The organism is Croceivirga thetidis, from assembly GCF_012272815.1.
GTDB lineage: Bacteria > Bacteroidota > Bacteroidia > Flavobacteriales > Flavobacteriaceae > Croceivirga > Croceivirga thetidis.
The window spans coordinates 22,698-43,307 of sequence record NZ_JAAWWL010000001.1 but is presented as its reverse complement, the minus strand read 5'-3'; the positions used below and the strand labels follow the sequence as shown (position 1 = coordinate 43,307).

Below are 20,610 nucleotides of genomic sequence, written 5' to 3'. Positions count from 1 at the left end.
ACCGATGCCTAGGCGTCGGTTTTTTATTAAATGAGGGACGAAAGAAGAACACTAACGGAACAAGAACTTCATAATCTTGCCATGAACATAGTTGGTCGGCAATTAGAGGCTGACGGATTTGAGTTTATGGCCGTGAACAGTAAACCAAAGAAAAACCCTCAGTTTGTTTGTCTCAAGGACAAAATCCTTCATTTTATAATTGTGAGGCATGTGAATCATCCAGAGAATCCTAGAACATACGATGAAGGACTCTTGGCTAAAATGAAGAACCATGCAGATAAATTTGAAGCCAAGACCTACTATGCCGGAGTAGGGCTTTCGAATGCAACAGATCAAAACATCCCCGTATATTTGAATGAGGATTATTTGGTCGATTATCAAGGACTAATTGAGGTATGATATGAAAAAAGCTTGCTTTGTCATTTTGTTATCTTTTCTGTTGTGTTGTAAAACTGAAAAGCCTTTAGAAAAGAATATTGCTGTAGGTGAGGCAATGGGTACAACATATGCAATTACCTATTTCGCGAAAGGCCAGGTTGATTTGCAAAATGAAATTGAATCGGTTTTTGCTGAAGTTTATCAATCGATGTCCACCTACATACCGAACTCAGATATTTCAAGAATAAATAGTGGTGACTCAACGATAGTAGTTGATGACATGTTCAAAAAGGTTTTTGAAGTTTCGAAAAAGGTACATAAGGCATCCAATGGTTATTTTGACCCAACAGTTGGTGTTTTGGTCAATGCCTGGGGTTTTGGCCCGGGAGAATCAATAATTTTGGACAGTACAAAAGTGGACAGCCTTCTACAATTCGTCGGATTCGATAAGGTCAGCCTTACCAAAAAAGGACGGATAAAGAAATTAAATCCAGCAATTGAATTCGATTTTAATGCCGTGGCCAAAGGGTATTCTATTGATTTATTGGGAAATCTGCTTGATGAAAGGGGTTATAAAAATTATTTAGTTGAGGTTGGGGGCGAGATTTTAACGAAAGGTACTAATGTACTTTCAGGCAAACGATGGACAGTAGGTATAGATAACCCTACTGATTTATCTTACCGTGGCTCTGCTGCTGTAGTTTCACTTGAAAACAAAGCATTGGCTTCTTCAGGGAATTATAGAAAATTTAGAATTGATGAACGTACCGGTGAAAAATACGTTCATAGTGTTGATCCAAAAACTGGGTATACCAAAAATTCAAATGTTTTAGCTACAACGGTTTTAGCAAAAGACTGTGCAAGTGCTGATGCATTTGCCACTGCATTTATGGTAATGGAATTGGAAGACACCAAAGCCTATCTAAAATCAGACAAAGATGTAGATGCTTTTATCATTTTTATAGGTGATGATGGTACCACCCAATCCTATATGACGCCAGGATTCGAAAATTCTTTGGTTCGAATGGGTTTTTAATCAAATTTAGTTTGCAACCCAACTGAATAAAGACATATCCAAACTTGATGATACCTCATAATCGTCGTTGGGGTCGGCATCTTCACCATTAATGTTGACATTGGCCAAAGGGGCACCATCAACCATAATTAGTGAAGTATTAAACCCATCTAAAGAAAGGCTTTCAATTGTTGCACCGGAATTTTGTTTGAAGGCTAGTGCATTACCACCCATAGAACTGATTGCAGTCACATTTGTTAAGGTTGGCCTTGATTGATTTCCCTCGGCTTCAAGGGCACTTGAAAATGATGTTCCAATTTCTATGTAGGCATTTGTAATGCCACCAGCCCATTCTTCTGTCCAGTCAATCGAATCATCGGCGTTATTTTTCAGGTATAGGTTTTCTACAGCTACCGCACCTCCAAAAAACTCAATTCCATCATCATTACCGTTAAGAATTGCAATATTAGCGAGAGTAGTTCCAGAACCAACTGCATAGAGCGAAAGTCCGTTGTATTGTGACTCAGGATTTATCAATGCTCCGGCATATTCAATTTGTAAATAATTGACATTTCCTGAAGAATCTGCGTTATTGCTTCCACCGTAAACAATATTTCCTACTTCAGCCTGAATGTCAACACCAATAGAAGTAATTCCATTACCAGCAATTATCAAACCACCCCAGTCACCAGCTTCTTTATTTGAAGAAGTCATTAAAACCGGACTTTCAGACGTACCATTAATGGAAATTTGCGCATCTCTTTGTACTACAATGTAAGTTGCAGTTTCTTCACCGCCTTCAACATCTGCAATAATTTGGGTTCCTGCAGGAATAGTAAGGGTATTTCCTGCTTCTACACTTAAAACACCATCAAGGTAATAGGTGACTTCAGGGTTTAGTTCAAGGTCACTCATTAATTCACCAGTTATGGCCATTGAATTTACCTGAACTTTATCTGATACCCAATCAAAAAGATTTGAGTCAACAGTTGGTGATGCGATGTATGGCAAATCTGTATCTATACTATTGCCATCCAAAGAAATATTCGCAATTGTACTGCTATTAGGTACATCAAAAGACTTACCATATCCGAGAAGTGATAAATTAGAAATTTCCGCTCCAGAATCGTTCTTGAACTGCATCGCAGTTCCACCATGTTCCGAAATACAAGTAATATTATTTAATTCTGGATTGGCATTGATACCATCTGCCTCCACTGCTGTTGAAAAATTTTCAATAGTGTGGACAATTAAGGCATTAGTTATTGAGCCATTCCAACCTTCAGTCCAGTCGATGGAATCATCTTGAATATTTTCCAAATACAGATTACTTACAGAAACCGTACCGCCAAATAATTCGATACCATCATCACTCCCGTCAATGACCGCAACATTATTTATTGTGGTTCCCGAACCAACTGCATAAAGCGTTAATCCATTATATTCTGAGTTTTCAGTTATTTTGGCTCCAGTATTTTGAAGGACCAAATGGTTGATTGTCCCTGAGTCATCGTTGTCAGTTGTACCTCCATATTGAATTTCTCCAACTTCAGCAGTAGCATTTACACCTGCTGAGGTTGTCGCATTTCCAGCCAAAATTAGTCCGCCCCAATCTCCGGGTCGTCCATTCGAAGATTTCATCACCACAGGATTTTGTGCGGTGCCAGATACTTCGATTCGTGCTCCTTGTTCAACTAGGATAAACGTATTAGTAGAGTTGCCGTTTTCGACATCTGCAATGATTTCAGTACCCGCATCAATGGTTAGTGTTGCCCCTTCCTTTACGCTTAATGACCCAGTTAGAAAATAGGTTGATGAAGCTTCCAAAGTGGTATCTGAAGTTATATCACCACCGACCGTAACAAAATCAATTGTTGTTAGTTGACCTGCCCAGCCAAAATCGGTTTGGTCTACCCTTGCCTGTGCGATATAGGGTAGGTCTACGACTACATCTTCGCCGTTCACTGCTACGTTTGCATTGGTAACGGCATCAAAGAGCTCAAATGATTTTTCAAATCCAATTAAGGCAAGACCTGTAATATTAGCGCCAGATTGATCAAAGAATTGAAAGGCTGTATTGCTTTGCTCGGAAATTGCAGTAAAGTTTGAAAGATTGGGTAAATTATTCTCCCCGTTCGCGCTTACGACAGCAGTTAATAGATTTGTATTCACTGCCATTGAATTTGCAATCGTTCCTGACCAACCTTCATTCCATACCAAGGCATTTCGAGAAGCATTTTCAATGTATATGTTTTCTGTTGTATTGTTACCACCATAAATGGACAAAGCATCACCCTGAGTATCGAAAATAGCTACATGATCAATGGTTGTAGCAGTACCCAAACCATAAAGGGCTAGGCTAGCTCTACCAATTTCACTCGAACTTGAAGTTGAACCAGCATTTCTTATGATCAAGTAGGAAATACTACCAGAATTGTCTGCGGGTTCGTTTCCGCCAAAAGTTGTTGTACTTCCTGTAATCGAAGTGCTTTCGCCACTTGTTACCGGTGCATTGCCTGCAATGACAAGCCCTCCCCAAAACCCCGAGGAACCAGGTTTCAATTCCATAATCACTGGGTTTTGTTCCGTACCTTCAATGGCGATATCACCACCTTGCTCGACCAAGATATGATTTGAACTTCCAGATTCAGCTTGAATTCTAGTTCCAGCTGGTATGATTAAAGTACCACCACTCCGAACAACCAATGACGATCCCAACGTATAGGTAATTGAAGAATCCAAAGTAAATTCTTCAGTGATTGTTCCGCCCAGGTCTGAAGGGTCATCACTAACACATTGTGAACAAGTTCCTCCACAATCCACACCAAGCTCATCACCATTTTGTATACCATCGCTACAGGTTGCCGTAGGATTGTCATCTGGGGTGATAACTTCAGGATCAGTGTCTTTTGAACAAGAAATTATGACCATAAAAACGAATAGTAGGGCGAGTGATTTGCTTATTGTAGACATGGGGTATTTACTTACAAATTAAGTAGTAAAAATATCTATATGTAAGCTGGAGGAGAAATTATTGTTGTGAATGGGGAAATAATGTATGCAAACTAAAAAGGCCAGCATTTGCTGGCCTTGATTATATACTATTTTAAAACATTATTCAAAAATCAGCTTACCTGAGAGGTTATCTTCGTTATTTAAAATAAGTTGGTAAGAATAGTTGCCAGACGCCTGGTTGCCTCGCTCTATCTCTACTCGGTTTAAACCAGGTGTAATTTTACCTTGTTTTACGTAAACGACATTACCATTCAGATTATACACGTACAATTCAAAGTGATCTGATTTTTTACTTTCAAATGCCAGGGTTGAGACTGAGCTAACAGGGTTTGGATACACTTTATTTAGCCTTTCTTTTCCGCTGTTTTTACCTGTTTTTGCATCGTTACCGTTAGAGGTTAAACGTAATTTGGATAGTTCCAAGGCAAAATGGGTTTCTTCATATGTCCAGTTCAAGGCTTCGAATATGATCATTGAGATATTTTTCAAGTTTTCTTGATCACCTACAAATGAAGCGAAATCGATAAAATACGCATCTTGTTCTTCACCTAGTACTATGTTTGCTTTTAATTGCTCTTCGAAAGATAATTCTGGATTAATCAAAATCACATCCATTTCACGAACCTGACTTGCTTTTGCATCAAATGCAACACCTTCGTATTCTGAAATATCCTTAACACCGAATTTTGCTTCAACAGAACGGTACAGAACAAACTTCTCATTAATGGTACCTCTGATTTTGGCTCCACGTTCTATGTAAAGATCATCGTCATTTTCGCTTTGAAAATCTTGGAAGGTGGCAAATGTTGAAACGTTCTCTTTTGTTTCGTCAACATCATAACCCCAAACTCCATCTGCAAAGAATATGTTATCAGTTACCGGAGCATCGTCGTTAATTGTAAATCCGATAGTGTACACCCCTTCAGTATCAAAAACGATTTGGTCTTCAATATCTCCAGACAAATCAAAAGTGTCATAAAAGGCACGGTCACTATCTGTTTCTGTTGACGCCAATATACCTTTCACAGAAATTTGGTTCAATCCACCAGGATTTACGACATTGATGTATAGTTTATTATTTCTATAATCAAAATTTCGAACAAAAACTTCAGGGATATCACCAATAGTATAATTGAGCTCATCAGACGTTAATCCTTTAATATTTTGAATAACCTCATTTACCAAAAGCTTCAAATTAAACATATTGTCAGCCCAGACCTGTAGATTGTAGTATTGGTCATTATAAGTGTAATCAGCAATATTCCAATGGTTTTCGATATTGATTTTATCAGTTTCATCGATAAAGAAGGAGAACGTACAGCTGTATTCTATCAGGCCTTCTTTATTCTCAAGTTTCGAAACCATAAGTTCTTGGTCATCAAGCATTGGTACCTTCCAAATATTTATGATTGAAGTTCCTGTTACCCTATCACAAACTGCTTTGGTGTGCTCGTAAACCCCATTTTCGGAAACCGTACTTAAAATAGCGCCCTTACGTATTTCATTGTCAAAATAGTCAACGGAAAGGGTTTGTGTTGCATTGGTAATTCCGATTAAATCATCGGGTGTACTATTGTATACCGAGGTATTTGGGATGCCACTCGTTGGTATCAAATCAATCAATTCGAAAGAATCTACATTCTTAGCTGATTTTACCGGTCTCTTTTGAAAACGATAATCTTCAAATGAACGCTCTTGTGTATTGACCTTTAAGTTGAGCTTATTGTTTTTGTACCGTTCATAATTACGTTTTGCAATCTTTTCAGAAAGTCTGTTGTTACTTTCAAGACCACCATTGTTACCTCCACTGGTTGCAGTAGTCTCGCAATCTCCAAAGTTTGCACAATCGTCATCATCGCAATCAAAGAGACCATCCAAATCATCATCGATTCCGTTATCACATATTTCGGCAGTACCAATAGCCTGACGGTAATCTTCTACTTCACCCAATTTTTCGTTTATTCCAGAAATGTCCTCACTCGAAAGTGCTTCCTCGGTTACGACTACTCTAAAATTAACTTGGGTCGTTACGTAATCAACAGGAACACTTAATTGTTCTACTACTGAAGCCGCACCGTTTATGGCACTTGAACCTGAAATTATTTGATCAAAAGTTCCATCGCTATCCCAATCAACTCCTAACAAGTAATTCGCTGTTGTACTGAAATTCGAATTTAAATTTATGGTTACTGCTAGTTGGTTGTTATCAACTTGAGAGGCAATTACGATTCCATCATCAATGTCTCCGTCAGCAGTTGAATTGGAAAGGTCATTGTCATCAACAGTAATGGTGCTTCCTAGCCATACCATTTGGTTTTCAGGTATCGTATCATCACCAATATCTTGCTTATAACTAAGAAAACCAGCTTTTGGAATTCCAGAGTTATCGCCATAATCATAACCATAAACCGCGGGTATTGAAGTTGGGCATGAGAATCCATCATTCAACTGTAAACCATCAATTGATTGGGAAACTATTCTGGCAACACGTGTATTGACATCCACTCTTGTTATTTTACCTGTGGAGTTGTTTGATATGTATAAGTATCCGTCAGAACCGGTCCACTGAGCTCCGTTACCTGTCGATGGGATACCATCACCGATTAAAGCACCGACCGTAGATTTTTTATTGGTAGTGGTGTCAAATTTGTATAGAGTATTGTTATGAACCGAATAAAAGTTACCGTCCTTGTTATATGCAATATCCCAGCCAGATAGGCCCTCACCAACGTAACGGGCTATTTGGGTCGGTGTTCCACTAACATCTATAACTACCATATCGCTACCATCAACACCATACCACAAACTGTTCTGGTCAACATCGCCGCGGTATACATTTTTATTGAACGTAATACCTTGGTAGGTAACCACACCCATGCTGTCAAGCTGAATGAACTTACGTCCTGAAGCGCCATAGACAAGCCCAGTGTTTATATCAAAGCCAAGTGCATTTGCTTTATCTGATGCCACGGCTATTTGATCGTAATCTCCCGTTAAGGGATCAAGCCGCCCATATAAATTGGGTTGATTTTTTCCTCTTTTCTTGTAAACCTGATAGAATGCTGGGTCACAAGAATAGCCCTCTGGTGTATAATCGTCCACAACTTCAACAGCAGCCTGTAAAGTTCCTTCCTTAAGTTCATTATTAGAAAGAGTGAATAAATTTTGATAGGTATCGGGCTGTACAGAACTATTTATGATGAGGTCGTAAGCAATTCTCAGGGTTTCTCCTGGCTCTAAACTTAAGGTTCCCCACGATAAATTATTCTGGTCTCCTTCAATTGGATTTAAGGCAAAGTCAGATAGTCCGTTTTGGTCAAAGTCTAAAGTATCCTGTACAAATTCAAAACCTCCAGGCAATGTGTCATAAGCCGTGAAACTCTTATTTATATTCGTATTATTTGTTAGGAAAACTTGATACGTTACAAATCCATTTTCAAGCGATGTGGAAGTTGATAGAATGCTTCCATCAATTTTACATGCATCACTCAACGTACAATCGTCATCTTCACAATCAATTAGGCCATCACCGTCATCGTCTATTCCGTTATCACAAATTTCTGGGAAAACTGGTGGTTCTGCCTGAGAGCAAGCCATACCATCATTACTTCCATTAGGCTCACTTGTAGCTGCAAAGGTGAAACCGGTAACATTGCCACTTGCGTCAAAGCTAGCTTTGTAGATATTTCCGGTAGTATTATTAAAAAAGTAGACATTCCCTTCATTGTCTGTCCATACAGCACCAAAAGCCGCTCCGCCAGAAACTTCATTCGAATAATCGGCAATAGGGGTAACCGTAAAATTAATATTATCAAATTCATGAATCACACCCCCGCGCATACCATAGAATTTTCCGGTCAAAGTATTGTAAGCGACATCTGCACAATTGCCCAAACTACCCGAACCTGGCATTTCAAAAATGGTATCTACGGTAGCTGTAAGATTTGACGTATTACTTACATCAACAGTGTTCATTGTGAAAGTGCCGTTATTATCCTTAAAAGAATACCAGTTTCCATCGGTGTCAAAATCACCGGAATAGCTTAGGGCGTTAAAACCACTAACATTGCCCAGACTGGTTGCTTGGCCTGAGTTGTTGATGCGGACCATTGTAGATCCGCTCATGCCGTAGATGTACCCATCTTCAACATTAAAACCGGCTCCATTGTATGTAATACTCGAGGTGCCCACATGCTCATAGCTTCCAGTGGTCGGGTTAAGTTTTTTTAAGTCCCTACCATTTACAACTTGATACAATTCACTATTACAGTTGAAATTATCTTGGGCGTTGGTTAAAGAGGGTACTATGAATGTTCCTAAAAACAAAAAGGTCACGGCAGCGCGTAACGAAATTCGAAGAATCGTAGTTCTTTGCATAGGTAAGCTATTGTAAGATTTGTACTCCTTAAACTTATTTGTAAGTAAATTATTGTTAATAAGTAAAAAAATACCTACTCATAACGAAATAAATACTTAAAGGACAAAGAGAATAATTTTTAGGAAAGGAATAATATTTCAGTGGATTCTTGTCTATTAACTATCGACAATTGGTAAAAATATATCGATAATCGATTTCTATTTTTTTACAAATGGGATAATCTCACCCGATGCCAATCTGTATTTTTCCACTTCATTATCAGAAAGTTGACTTGTGTAATCAACCTCTTCTACTTGAAATCCAATTTCGCGAAGTCTATCAAAATAATCCCTTCCATAAATACGAACATGATCGTATTGGCCAAAAATTTTGGCACGTTCCTTTTTATCGGTTATTGAATCGTCTTCAAAAGTTGTTGGGCGATTCAAATCTTGCGGGACCTGAAAAATGCCCCAGCCTCCTTTTTTTAGTATGCGATACAGCTCTTGCATTGCCCTTTTATCATCGGGAATATGTTCCAAAACGTGGTTGCAAAGAATAACATCAAAAGATTCATCTTGAAAGGGAAGGTTGCAAATATCCGCTTTAATGTCCGCCAGTGGTGAGTTTAAATCGGTGGTAACGTAGTCCAAATTTTTGAGCTCCCTAAAACGTTTATAAAAAGCTTGTTCAGGGGCAAAATGGAGCACCTTAAGTTTAGCATTGAAAAAATTCGATTTTTCCTTTAAGAATAACCACAAAAGACGGTGCCTTTCGAGTGATAGGGTAGAAGGGGAAAGTACATTCTCACGCTGGTTTTCGTAACCGTATGGTAAAAATTTTCTGAAGCTCTTACCATCAATAGGGTCGACATAATTCTGACCTTTAAAAAACCACGCGATAATAGGCCGAACCCAATAACTGATCTTAATCAACCATGGTCTTGGAATTAAATTTAATAGGGTTTTAAAAATTTTTGACACTTAGACCAAGCTCTTACTTCTAAATTCCGATTCTTCATCAGATTGTATACCCAACGCTTCGTATATATATTTAAATGTCGATAGCAGTTCGGGTTTACCATCTATAAGTGCAACATCATGTTCAAAATGTGCACTAGGTTGACCATCTGCCGTCAATATTGTCCAGCCATCTTTAAGCTGCTTAATATTGCGCGTACCCATATTTATCATGGGTTCGATAGCTACTACCATTCCATTCTTAAATTTTTTTCCTCGACCACGTTTTCCATAGTTGGGCATTTGGGGATCCTCGTGCAGGTCTTTACCCAAACCATGGCCCACCAACTCCCTTACTACGCCGTATCCATGACTTTCGCAGTGACTCTGAATGGCAAAGGCCACATCACCAACCCTGTTGCCCAATTTGAATTGTCTAATACCGACATAAAGCGATTCTTTGGTCACTTCAAGAAGCTTCCTTGTCTCCTCTGCAACTTCACCAACTTCGAAAGTGTAGGCATGATCCCCATAGTAGCCGTTCTTTAAGGCTCCACAATCAACTGAAATGATATCGCCTTCCTTCAAAGTTTCATTGTTTGGAATACCATGCACGACCTGTGCGTTGGGACTCCAATTTAAGGTGTTTGGAAAATCATACATTCCTAAAAACCCAGGTTCAGCTCCCTGCTCACGAATAAAATCTTCAGCCATTTTGTCCAGCTTTAAAGGATTTGCACCTGGCTTAATTTCAGAAGCCAACATTCCCAGGGTTTTAGAGACCACTAAAGCGCTTTCGCGCATCATTTCTATTTCCTCTAACGTCTTGATTTTGACCATAGCTACAAAGATAATCTGATTTGATATAAAGCTTAATCGATTTTAAACCAATGACTTTTGGGTCATAGTTTCTGGTTGCCCTATGCCCATAAGTTTCAAGATTGTCGGCGCAATATCTCCCAGAACTCCATTTTCAATGGCATCAATGTCCTCATCAACCATTATCAATGGTACTGGATTTGTTGTGTGGGCAGTGTTTGGGCTCCCATCAGGATTTATCATGGTATCACTATTGCCATGGTCAGCAATTACGATAGTGGAATATCCATTTTTTGAAGCGGCTGTAATTACATCTTTTGCACATTCATCTACAGTTTCACAAGCCTTAATAGCTGCATTCATATCGCCAGTATGGCCTACCATATCAGGATTGGCAAAATTTAAACATACGAAGTCTACCTCACCTTTTTGAAGTTCGGGCACAATAGCATCACGAATTTCATAGGCACTCATTTCTGGTTTCAAATCATAGGTAGCGACTTTAGGTGACGGACAAAGAATACGTTCTTCTCCATCAAATGGCTCTTCCCTTCCACCATTAAAGAAAAATGTTACATGTGGATATTTCTCTGTTTCGGCAATTCTTATCTGTTTTTTTCCCGCTTTTGAAAGGATTTCGCCTAGCGTATCTTTTATATTTTCCTTGTCATAGACCACTTTCACTCCAGTGAAAGAATCGTCGTAATTCGTTAGGGTCACATAGTATAAATCTAGTTTCTTCATACCGTGTTCTGGAAAATCAGCTTGACTAAGAACTTGGGTCAATTCGCGACCGCGATCAGTTCTAAAATTAAAGAATATAATAATATCACCTTCGGAGATTTTTCCTTCGGAGTTTAAGCAAATTGGTTCTATGAATTCATCGGTCGTTCCTGAATCATAGCTATTTTGAATGCTCTGAGAAAGGTCACTACTTTTAGTTCCTTGCCCATTTACCAAAAGGTCATATGCTTTTTTAACCCGTTCCCATCTTTTGTCGCGATCCATGGCAAAATACCTCCCAATAACAGAGGCTATCTCACAATTTTTGTTTTCACAAAAGTTTTGAATTTCCTCTAAAAAACCTTTTCCACTTTTAGGGTCAACATCCCTACCATCGGTAAATGCATGCACAAAAGAGCGTTCAACCCCTGCCTCATCCGAAGCTTTTATTAAAGCCTTAAGGTGGTTGATATGACTATGAACACCACCGTTACTTACCAGGCCAAGAAAATGGACTTTTTTGTTTTGTGATTTTGCAAAATTAAAGGCCTCTCTAAGTACTTTTTCATCTTTCAAAGTGTTTTCTTCAACTGCTAAGTTGATTTTTGCCAAGTCTTGATATACGATTCTACCAGCTCCGAGATTCATATGGCCAACCTCAGAGTTACCCATTTGGCCTTCTGGGAGTCCCACGTTCATGCCATCAGTCAATAAATCGGCGTTGGGATATTTAATATGTAAGGAATCAATAAATGGGGTTTGGGCCTGATCAATTGCAGAAACTTCAGGATTTGGTGATTTACCCCACCCATCTAAAATCATCAAGACAACTTTTTTATTCATAGTGTTGAATTTCTGTCAAAAGTAAAATGAATTGTTCAGTGTAGGATAACTTATCCTTTGAAATCCGTAGGAATTGTTAAAAAAAGTATTGGTGAATCGGCAGCTGTTAAAGTTCGCATATCAAGCTGTTAAGCATGTAACATATTGCTATCGAGACAGTCTATCTTTATATCAATCATATTTATAATCAAAAATCGTACATCATGAAAAGAACAATCCTGACCGTGGCTTTTGCCTTATCAATGTTAGTAGACCTGAGTGCTTCTGAAAAGCCTGAACCTTATTTCGACAATACGATTGTTGTTGAATTTTTTAAACCCAATTCTTTCTGTAGAGCAATTATGAACGGTGACACCGAAACCGTTAAGAAGATGATTCAGCTAGGAGAGGATATTAACCAAAAATCTCTTGGTATGACCCCACTACATTTTGCTGCACGTTACAACAAGGCGGAAATCATGGAGGTTTTATTGGAGAATGGAGCAGACCTTGACAAAAGATGTGATAAAGGGTATACGGTTCGAAAACATGCCGAGCTTTCAAATGCTGACGAAGCACTTAAAGTTTTAAAGGCTGCAAATAAAAAGTAATTGGGGTTTATTCATCAAAATCAAAACCCATCCGTTTAAGGATGGGTTTTTTACTTATTTCATGTAGTGTTCAGGTAAAAGAGCGTTGTTCTTAAAACTCAAAACCTGTAAAAGCGCGGTGAAAAAATGCATACACCGCCATTGTAATCATAAGTGCACTAAAAATAGAATAAATTTTTAAAAGAACTACCAAAAAACTTGGTTTGCAATTTCTGAATGCCTCTACATACAGATCTCTAAAATTTGTAAGTGTTCCCATATTGTTAAATTTAAAGATTGAGGTGTAGGTCTTAATCCCGATTTCAATAGTTCAAATGTACGTAAAAAGCGGTAGACAGCGGTTTATCATCGACGAACAGGAAATATCATCGACCTTGATACTTAACGATTGCTTCTTTGATTCTTTCTATTCTATTTTCGGGATCAGGGTGGGTACTTTGAAATTCTGGAACCCTATTAGGACCAGCTGCCGCCTTAAGTATTTTCATTACTTCAATGAGCTCATAGGGGTCATAACCAGACTGAATCATTAGCAAAACCCCTAACTCGTCACTTTCAAGTTCGTCACCACGCCCATTTTTCAATAAGGTATTCTGGCCTATGGCACCGACAACGCTACCAAGGTCGCCAGCACCAACTGTGGCCCCCATCATGGTTTGTTGCCAAAATTGACTATCAGCAATGCGTTCCGCGGAATGCCTCCCAATGACATGACCAATTTCATGACCCATAACCCCCGCGAGTTGAGCTTCATTCAATTGCTTAAATAATGCATATGTGATAAAACATTGCCCGCCCGGTAGTGCGAAGGCGTTTATGGTCCTATCATCGGCCAATAGGTGAAAATCGTACTGATAAGGTGTCTCTCTCGCAATACTATTGTTTACTAATTTTTGCCCAACGGCATCGACAAAAGCTTGTAAACGTTCATCAGGATAAAGACCGCCGTGTTGTTGGGCCATTTCTGGAGCACTTTGCAGGCCTATGGCAATTTCTTGCTGTGCATCCATCGTAATATGTTGTTCACGGCCTGTATACGGATTGGTCTCCGTGTTGCTACACTTGTTGAAATAGGCAAAGGCAACAATTGCCAAACCTATGAATATTCGAATCTTCCAACTTCCTCTGCTTCTCATAATTAATTAGTTAGCAGGTGGAAGATACAAAAAACGCCTTACAGCAAATAAGGGTTGATATCTAAAATATTGTTGTGAATGTAATCCTTTAAAAATGCCGTTGTAAAGTGTTCGCAACCTTCGAAATTTTCGTTCGAAATCAATTTAAGAATATTACGTTGGCGAAACTGCTCAAGCATAGGAATTGACAAAGGGGCATAACTGTAATGCCAGGGTTCGTATTTGAATCCTTTGCGAAGAATACTATCGGTGTATACAATGTGAAAATCGAATTTCTTGGAATTTTCGTCCAACCATTTTTTGAATGGGGCAAAAGGACCGTCTCCCTCAAATTTCTCTGGAACAAGAACATCTCCTGAACTTTTCGGATTGCCATCGATGATATCAATCTCGGTCCCCCAATGATGACGACTGGTACCGGGTATAGTTGAATACTCAACGATTTTAAGAATGGCATCCATGGGTTTTAAACCGTCTTCTGTATATCTTATGAACTTACGCTCAAAAATTGCCTTTTGACGCTCAAATGAACGATAGCTTGATATCATCTTTACATCAAATCCCTCTGAATAGGCTGCCTTTTTCATTGCAACAAATGCATCGTGTGCCTCTTTTCTGAGGTTTATACCTTCACCGAACAATTCAATATCAGCTTGGCCCATCAACTCTTTGGTGCTGTATTCCTTTTCAACCGTAATTGGAAAAAGGGGTAAGGATGCAAGGGCTACCGAGGCTCCTGAGGTTTTTTTGAGAAACGAACGTCTTAGCATGGTTCAAAGAATTTGCGCAGAGTACGCAAAGATAAAACCATAAGTAGGACAAAATTATTGTGGGGATTAACCACTAACGGTCGAGAAAAATAAATCCTTGATAAGAGAGATTCATTTCAGGTAAGTCAATGGTGTAGAAATAAAAGCCCTCAGGAAGTCCGAGTTCTTCTTTGTATATAAGAAGACCAGTATTCGCAAAACCCCTGAATTCATTGGTATAATTCGCTTGTTCAAATACTTTTTGACCAAACTTGTTGAAAATTCTAACTACGTTTGACCCTTCTGCGTCCTCCAAATTATCAAATACCAACCCCTCATTAATTCCATCTCCATTAGGTGAAATAAAATAATCACCCAGTGTAGGATTGTTGGTCGCGAAAGTATTCGTTTCCAATGGTACGGTACCGAAAGTGATGGCTGCATATTCATTTGGCAAGAATGGATTACTAGTAATACTACCGCTGTCAAGATCACCAGAGCCCGAAGCATCACTCAACGGAACCCACCGACCCAAACCAATGTTCCAACCGACAAGAATTATTTCTGCAACATCGGTAGCCAATAAGCCAAGGTTGCTTGACTGGTTCCAATCAAGAGTAACTCTAGAACTGACATCTGTTGCAAGTTGCCAAAACTCGTTTTGTGACACAAAACCAATTCCTGCTGCGGTGATATCCGTATCAAAATTACCAGTGACTGAGGTTGGATCATTTGGGTTTTCAAAAAGATATCCTGCCTTTGCAAATGAATTAATTCCTTCTGAAATTAAACTCAAGGGTCTAAGTTGTGTGTTATAACCTATTGGGAAAACAAAATCTTGCTTACCCTGAATACCTGCAAAACCAACTAATTTTTCAGAATCACCTTCACCGGTATAGAAGGAGTTTTCTAAAAAGTTCACGAATGCCGCGTCGTTGTCATAAGGGGAAGAAATGTCTCCGCTAATAAAATTCAAATTGTTTACAACGTTCAATTGGGTCAGTAGGGTAGAACCTGAGAAATTGGCAAATTCAGCATCGTAGAGTGTAAATGGTTGACCCTCTATCTGATTCGGTTCAAAGCCATAAAAACCTACCAAAGAAGTAGCGTCGGCATTTATATCGCCAAGATTCGTTAAATCACCATGAATACCAACTGTTGCAGTATTGTGAACGCGCACATCTCCGAAATTCGCTATAGTTTGCGAAAAACCAAGCAAGGGTATAAAGAGCCAAAATGTAAGCAAGAACCTTTTCATCACTACCAGCTAGTTTTTGCCCAACATTTCTTTAATCGCTTCAATTTCGGCCTTTAGGCTGTCCAATTCAGACTTAAGTTCCTTATTCTCGTTGTTTAAATTGTCGATTTTCTTTTGCTGCTCAATGGTGTGCAGAAAAAGTTCTTCGATTTTTTCAAGGTTTATTTCAGTAGCTCGATTAACTAGTATTCCTCCTTGAACTTTTATCTGATTTGCAGAAGGTACACCTGGAAGATGGTTATATTTTCTTGTGAATTCCTCTATTTCTTTAAGAGAAAACATCTCATAGGAAGGTTTTAAGGGGCTGTAGCCGTCAAAATATGATTGAAAGACATAATCAGGAGTAATAGTTCCTGTCGCTAGGATATTACCATCAACATGCAATCTTTCGGCAATCGCTATGGCACCACCACCGTAGAACGCTGGTCCAATACCCACATTTTGGGCGGCATCAATTCGCATAGCTTCGGTTCCAGCTGTAGCAAAGTCTAATGTGCTGGCAACTTCTTTATACATTCCGGTACTTGAATCATCAAAGAAGCTATAAGAGACATTGCCTGCTGCCGCACCATTAGCATTCCTAATACCAGTCGTATTAATGGTACCATCTACTTGTAGTTTTGCTTCATTTGGATTATCGGGTATACCAGAAATAATAACGTTACCTTCTCCTGTTATTGTCAGGTTATTGTTGCTAAGGTTATGTGTTCTTGGGCCATTAAATGTCAAATCATCTTCAGCAAAATTTTCATCTGTAACGGCAGAGGGTGCCACCCATTCAACTCCTCCTGTTACAGCTCGTGATAGCACATCTCCCGGATTTCCAATGGATTGATTCACATCGGTAAGATTTGCTTCAAGCTCCAAATTTTCTTGGATTAATACTGTTGTAGCATTCGCTAATTCTGTAATTCGCATGGCTTCAACACCCCCTGCAGAAAAACCAATTTCGTCTGCAGCCGGTCTCCACATTCCTGTGTCAGTGTCGTCAGTAAATCTGAAAGATGGTTCTCCAACAACTCCATCAGAGTTTAGAATACCCGCGAATCTACCTGCACCATCTACATGTAGCTTATTAGCTGGGGCAATACCAATACCAACAGAACCTGTTCCGTTAAACGTTAAATCATTTCCATTAAGGTCATGAGTTCTGTTACCATCAAGGGTAAGGTCATTCTCGGCGAAATTAGTGTTGGCGCCAGCACCTCCAGCATCAATCCAATTCGTTCCAGTAACGGTTGATGATAGCACTTGACCAGCTGTCCCTGCATCTCCGTCAGAATCACGAAACTCGTTAACAACAAATAAATCTCCTTGTACATGTAGTTTGGAGGTTGGGTTGGTAAAGCCAGCACCAATACCTACGTTACCGTTGTTTCTTATTGTCATTACCTCGTCTCCAAAACCAGGATTACTAAAGGAATTTACACTGTTTTGTAAAAAATGGAAATTCCCTTTTCCAAAAGCCCCATCTGTATCATCTCTTCGGTAAATCAATGCACCCTTACCAAAAGTGGGTGTTTGGTCTACTCCAAAAGAAATACCGACCCCTTCACTTGGACTGAAGCCGTCAACATTGGTATGGGTAATATGAAGTGGATAGGCAACTAGGTTACCCGCATCATGCCCCATAAATATTTTTGCCCTTGAAGCTACGGAAGTACCTGCATTAAAAGCTCTGTCAGCAGCAACCATATTTACAAAGAGTTGGTTATTCGTGTCATCCCAGAATAGATTGTCATTATCTTCAGTTAGAGCCCCTGCGTTGTCTGCGAAGGGTATGGAGCCTTCTGTTAAAGCTGTTGGTAAAGAATTCGATAATTCAACAAGTGCTCCTTCAACATTATTCGAAACAAAATTGTCTGCTGTATCAATAATAGGAACCTCAGTTGCATCTTGATCATCACTATTTCCTGCTGCCACAAGTTCATCGATTGCTGCTTGGGTATCTGTAGCTGTTAGACCCGATGTGGTATTGTCATAAGGTACCTCATCTGCTTCTTGGTCATCGGTATCGACAAATGCATCAATCGCTGTATCCAATTCATCGATTGCTGCTTGTGTATCGGTGGCAGTTAAGCCGGATGCAGTGTTATCAAAAGGTACTTCATCAGCCTCTTGATCATCGGTATCAACAAAGGCATCAATAGCAGTATCCAGCTCGTCGATTGCAGCTTGTGTATCGGTGGCGGTTAAGCCAGATGCAGTGTTATCAAAAGGAACCTCATCTGCTTCTTGGTCATCTGTACCGGTGCCAGCGGCCACTATTTCATCAATTGCTGCTTGTGTATCTGTTGCTGTCAAACCAGATGCAGTATTGTCGTAAGGAACTTCATCAGCCTCTTGATCATCGGTATCGACAAAGGCGTCGATGGCCGTATCCAACTCATCAATTGCCGCTTGTGTATCGGTGGCGGTTAAACCAGATGCGGTGTTGTCAAAAAGAACCTCATCTGCTTCTTGGTCATCTGTTCCGGTGCCAGCGGCCACTATTTCATCAATTGCTGCTTGTGTATCTGTTGCTGTCAAACCAGATGCAGTATTGTCGTAAGGAACTTCATCTGCTTCTTGATCATCGGTATCGACAAAAGCATCGATGGCTGTATCCAACTCATCGATTGCAGCTTGTGTATCGGTGGCGGTTAACCCTGATGCGGTGTTGTCAAAAGGCACCTCATCGGCCTCTTGGTCATCTGTACCAGTGCCAGCGGCCACTATTTCATCAATTGCCGCTTGGGTATCGGTTGCTGTTAGGCCAGAAGCAGTATTGTCGTAAGGAACCTCATCTGCCTCTTGGTCATCTGTACCAGTGCCAGCTCCAATTTCTGTTTGCAATTCAGTAACCTCTACACCAACTTCATTGCCGTCACTATCACGTACAAAGAGTTCGCGATTACCTGAAATTGGGTTGTTTTGGAAACCGAAAAAAGTATTTACACTATTTCTATCGTCTTGGGGTTCCCAGGTACCTGCACCATCGTTCCATTTAATCGCTTGACCATCTGTGGCCCCCATTTGGTCTATCTTAACGGCGGTAATACCACCATCGGCGACTTGTAAATCGGTTGCAACACCATCTCCTACAATTGTTACCCCATCTGAACTAACAGCTCCACCAGTTCCGGTAGGTAAGTCATCCCAGACAACATCACCTGTTGTAGGATCGGTTCTTAAGAATTGACCGTTTACTGTAGAAGGTTCAATCTTGAATGGGTCTCCCGCACTACCATCACCGGTAATTGTAGTGCCATCAGCAACTTCGGTGCTTCCTGCACCCAAGCCTGCTAAAGGAACAGTACCGTTGAATCCTCCGTCGGCACCTGTAAATTCTAAATCTGTACCATTCAATACTACATTGGATACCACACCATCGGCCCCAGCGGCAGTGGAATTGATTATATAAGGGTCACCAATTGTACCGGTGCCTGTAACGGTGACATTTGTTCCTGCATTGATTATCGTTTCATCTCCATCTGCTGGAGGTCCTGTCAAGGCAGAAATATCAACACTGCCATTGAACGCTCCATTCGCACCAGTAAAATTCAAGTTTGTTCCATCAAATGCGACAGCACTTACCAAACCATCTGCTGCCAAAGCTGACAAATCAACGGTAACCGGATCTCCATCTTCAATTTCTATAGTCAGAATATTGCCTGCATCTAAAGTGGCATTTTCCAAATTCTGGTCGTCCGTGCCCGTTCCAGCTAGTGGATCCAGACTCACCGATTGGGTATTGGTACCTTCAGATAAGGTCAAAATATTCCCATCCAACCTAAATTCTGTAACAAGTTCATTCGTCTCGTCCAAATCATTGTCATCGGCCAAATGTTGTGTAAGATTGGTCGAATTGGTATTGATCTGGGTTTGCAATGAACTATCATCATAAAATGCACCTGCAGAATCTATGATATCATTACCCACATCTGGACTAACAATTTGAGCAGTGGTTAGATAGCCAGCATCGTTGGTAAAATCGTTTAGTGTTACCTGCGAATAATCGATTTCACTATCTGACACTGAGTTTTCGGATAACTCTGACTGACCTACAGAATTTGGTGCAAGATTGTTACTTCGTATGGTCTCTTCTGCGATATCCACTCCTTGTATTGTAAAATCGGCAATCTGTTCTCCGGTAATTTCCGAAACTTCAAAATTGAAATTATCCCCAGTCTGGGTAATAACTATTGTTTCACGAAAATTTTGAACTGCATCGGTGGAAAAAGTTTGCTGACTAATTGTTTCTAGCAGTACGGTTACCTGATTACCGGCACTATCTGTAAGAATTAATTCATTGTCAACCAATTCAAGACTTTCATTGGTTGTGCCTTCAGAGTCGCATAAATTATCCCAGACCAACCCGTCAAAATAGAATATGCATCCAACATCGGTATTGTAGACCAATGCTCCTTGCAAAGGATTCATCGAATTCATATTCGCATTGGAGATTCTAGTAAGCACGAGTGCTTTGTTGTCGTCTTCCAATTCTAGAATGGAAGCAGGATTTAACGACTGTGGATTTTGACCAATTTTTACCTGTGCACTTAAAGTTGAGCCAAGTATTGTAAATAATAGGCAAACAGCTAGTGTTCTCATTGTAGGTAGGGATTTAGAGCAAATTATAGCAATCACAAAAGTAACCTTATCGCCAAATAAACCTAATTTTATACGTCAAAATACCAAAGTGAACGGATGAAATGTTTAAGTTGTTTTTCAATATTTATTCTCGTCTAATACCCGTTTTTGCCAAGAATTAACAAAAGTTTACAAC

13 protein-coding genes are annotated in these 20,610 nt (G+C 39.7%); 3 read left to right on the top strand and 10 right to left on the bottom strand.

Going from position 1 to position 20,610, the window contains the following annotated elements:
• Positions 1 to 30: 30 nt before the first annotated feature.
• Both HCU67_RS00150 and HCU67_RS00145 read left to right on the top strand, forming a co-directional pair.
• Entirely contained in the window at positions 31 to 399 is a 369-nt protein-coding gene (locus HCU67_RS00150) for a Na(+)-translocating NADH-quinone reductase subunit F (RefSeq protein WP_168550592.1), read from the top strand.
• 1 nt (position 400) lies between these two features.
• Positions 401 to 1,414, top strand: a complete 1,014-nt coding sequence (locus HCU67_RS00145; RefSeq protein WP_168550591.1) for an FAD:protein FMN transferase — start codon at positions 401 to 403, stop codon at positions 1,412 to 1,414.
• Between the two features lie 6 nt (positions 1,415 to 1,420).
• Here the strand turns inward: HCU67_RS00145 and HCU67_RS00140 are convergent, their stop codons facing one another.
• From HCU67_RS00140 to gpmI, 5 genes are all read right to left on the bottom strand, one after another.
• Positions 1,421 to 4,366, bottom strand: a complete 2,946-nt coding sequence (locus HCU67_RS00140) for a beta strand repeat-containing protein (protein ID WP_168550590.1) — start codon at positions 4,364 to 4,366, stop codon at positions 1,421 to 1,423.
• 141 nt (positions 4,367 to 4,507) lie between these two features.
• Positions 4,508 to 8,785: a DUF6923 family protein gene (locus HCU67_RS00135; protein ID WP_168550589.1), complete on the bottom strand. Its 4,278-nt coding sequence runs from the start codon at positions 8,783 to 8,785 to the stop codon at positions 4,508 to 4,510.
• Positions 8,786 to 8,983: 198 nt separating this feature from the next.
• Positions 8,984 to 9,748: a methyltransferase domain-containing protein gene (locus HCU67_RS00130; protein ID WP_168550588.1), complete on the bottom strand. Its 765-nt coding sequence runs from the start codon at positions 9,746 to 9,748 to the stop codon at positions 8,984 to 8,986.
• Positions 9,749 to 10,564 carry a type I methionyl aminopeptidase gene (gene map / locus HCU67_RS00125; protein WP_168550587.1) on the bottom strand — a complete coding sequence of 272 codons (816 nt, stop codon included), beginning with the start codon at positions 10,562 to 10,564 and terminating at the stop codon, positions 9,749 to 9,751.
• Between the two features lie 42 nt (positions 10,565 to 10,606).
• Positions 10,607 to 12,109: a 2,3-bisphosphoglycerate-independent phosphoglycerate mutase gene (gene gpmI, locus HCU67_RS00120; protein WP_168550586.1), complete on the bottom strand. Its 1,503-nt coding sequence runs from the start codon at positions 12,107 to 12,109 to the stop codon at positions 10,607 to 10,609.
• A gap of 203 nt (positions 12,110 to 12,312) precedes the next feature.
• Here gpmI and HCU67_RS00115 point away from each other — a divergent pair, with 203 nt between their 5' ends.
• Entirely contained in the window at positions 12,313 to 12,699 is a 387-nt protein-coding gene (locus tag HCU67_RS00115; protein WP_168550585.1) for an ankyrin repeat domain-containing protein, read from the top strand.
• A 91-nt stretch (positions 12,700 to 12,790) separates the two neighbouring features.
• On the opposite strand, the gene HCU67_RS16750 is transcribed toward HCU67_RS00115, so the two are convergent.
• The 5 genes from HCU67_RS16750 to HCU67_RS00095 form a co-directional block, all read right to left on the bottom strand.
• A complete protein-coding gene (locus HCU67_RS16750; RefSeq protein WP_345890678.1) occupies positions 12,791 to 12,958 on the bottom strand; it encodes a DUF6747 family protein in 168 nt (55 codons plus the stop codon).
• A gap of 106 nt (positions 12,959 to 13,064) precedes the next feature.
• Positions 13,065 to 13,835, bottom strand: coding sequence for a M48 family metalloprotease (locus HCU67_RS00110; protein ID WP_168550584.1), 771 nt, complete (start codon positions 13,833 to 13,835; stop codon positions 13,065 to 13,067).
• Positions 13,836 to 13,873: 38 nt separating this feature from the next.
• Positions 13,874 to 14,605 carry a M15 family metallopeptidase gene (locus tag HCU67_RS00105; protein WP_168550583.1) on the bottom strand — a complete coding sequence of 244 codons (732 nt, stop codon included), beginning with the start codon at positions 14,603 to 14,605 and terminating at the stop codon, positions 13,874 to 13,876.
• A 73-nt stretch (positions 14,606 to 14,678) separates the two neighbouring features.
• Positions 14,679 to 15,842, bottom strand: a complete 1,164-nt coding sequence (locus tag HCU67_RS00100; protein ID WP_168550582.1) for a T9SS type B sorting domain-containing protein — start codon at positions 15,840 to 15,842, stop codon at positions 14,679 to 14,681.
• Positions 15,843 to 15,851: 9 nt separating this feature from the next.
• Positions 15,852 to 20,435: a hypothetical protein gene (locus HCU67_RS00095; protein ID WP_168550581.1), complete on the bottom strand. Its 4,584-nt coding sequence runs from the start codon at positions 20,433 to 20,435 to the stop codon at positions 15,852 to 15,854.
• Positions 20,436 to 20,610: the final 175 nt, after the last annotated feature.

Coding starts and splice junctions, on each gene's coding strand:
- HCU67_RS00110 (WP_168550584.1), bottom strand. CDS start 13,835: ATGAGAAGCAGAGGAAGTTGGAAGATTCGAATATTCATAGGTTTGGCA.
- HCU67_RS00145 (WP_168550591.1), top strand. CDS start 401: ATGAAAAAAGCTTGCTTTGTCATTTTGTTATCTTTTCTGTTGTGTTGT.
- HCU67_RS00095 (WP_168550581.1), bottom strand. CDS start 20,435: ATGAGAACACTAGCTGTTTGCCTATTATTTACAATACTTGGCTCAACT.
- HCU67_RS00140 (WP_168550590.1), bottom strand. CDS start 4,366: ATGTCTACAATAAGCAAATCACTCGCCCTACTATTCGTTTTTATGGTC.
- map (WP_168550587.1), bottom strand. CDS start 10,564: ATGGTCAAAATCAAGACGTTAGAGGAAATAGAAATGATGCGCGAAAGC.
- HCU67_RS00100 (WP_168550582.1), bottom strand. CDS start 15,842: ATGAAAAGGTTCTTGCTTACATTTTGGCTCTTTATACCCTTGCTTGGT.
- HCU67_RS00135 (WP_168550589.1), bottom strand. CDS start 8,785: ATGCAAAGAACTACGATTCTTCGAATTTCGTTACGCGCTGCCGTGACC.
- HCU67_RS16750 (WP_345890678.1), bottom strand. CDS start 12,958: ATGGGAACACTTACAAATTTTAGAGATCTGTATGTAGAGGCATTCAGA.
- HCU67_RS00115 (WP_168550585.1), top strand. CDS start 12,313: ATGAAAAGAACAATCCTGACCGTGGCTTTTGCCTTATCAATGTTAGTA.
- gpmI (WP_168550586.1), bottom strand. CDS start 12,109: ATGAATAAAAAAGTTGTCTTGATGATTTTAGATGGGTGGGGTAAATCA.
- HCU67_RS00150 (WP_168550592.1), top strand. CDS start 31: ATGAGGGACGAAAGAAGAACACTAACGGAACAAGAACTTCATAATCTT.
- HCU67_RS00105 (WP_168550583.1), bottom strand. CDS start 14,605: ATGCTAAGACGTTCGTTTCTCAAAAAAACCTCAGGAGCCTCGGTAGCC.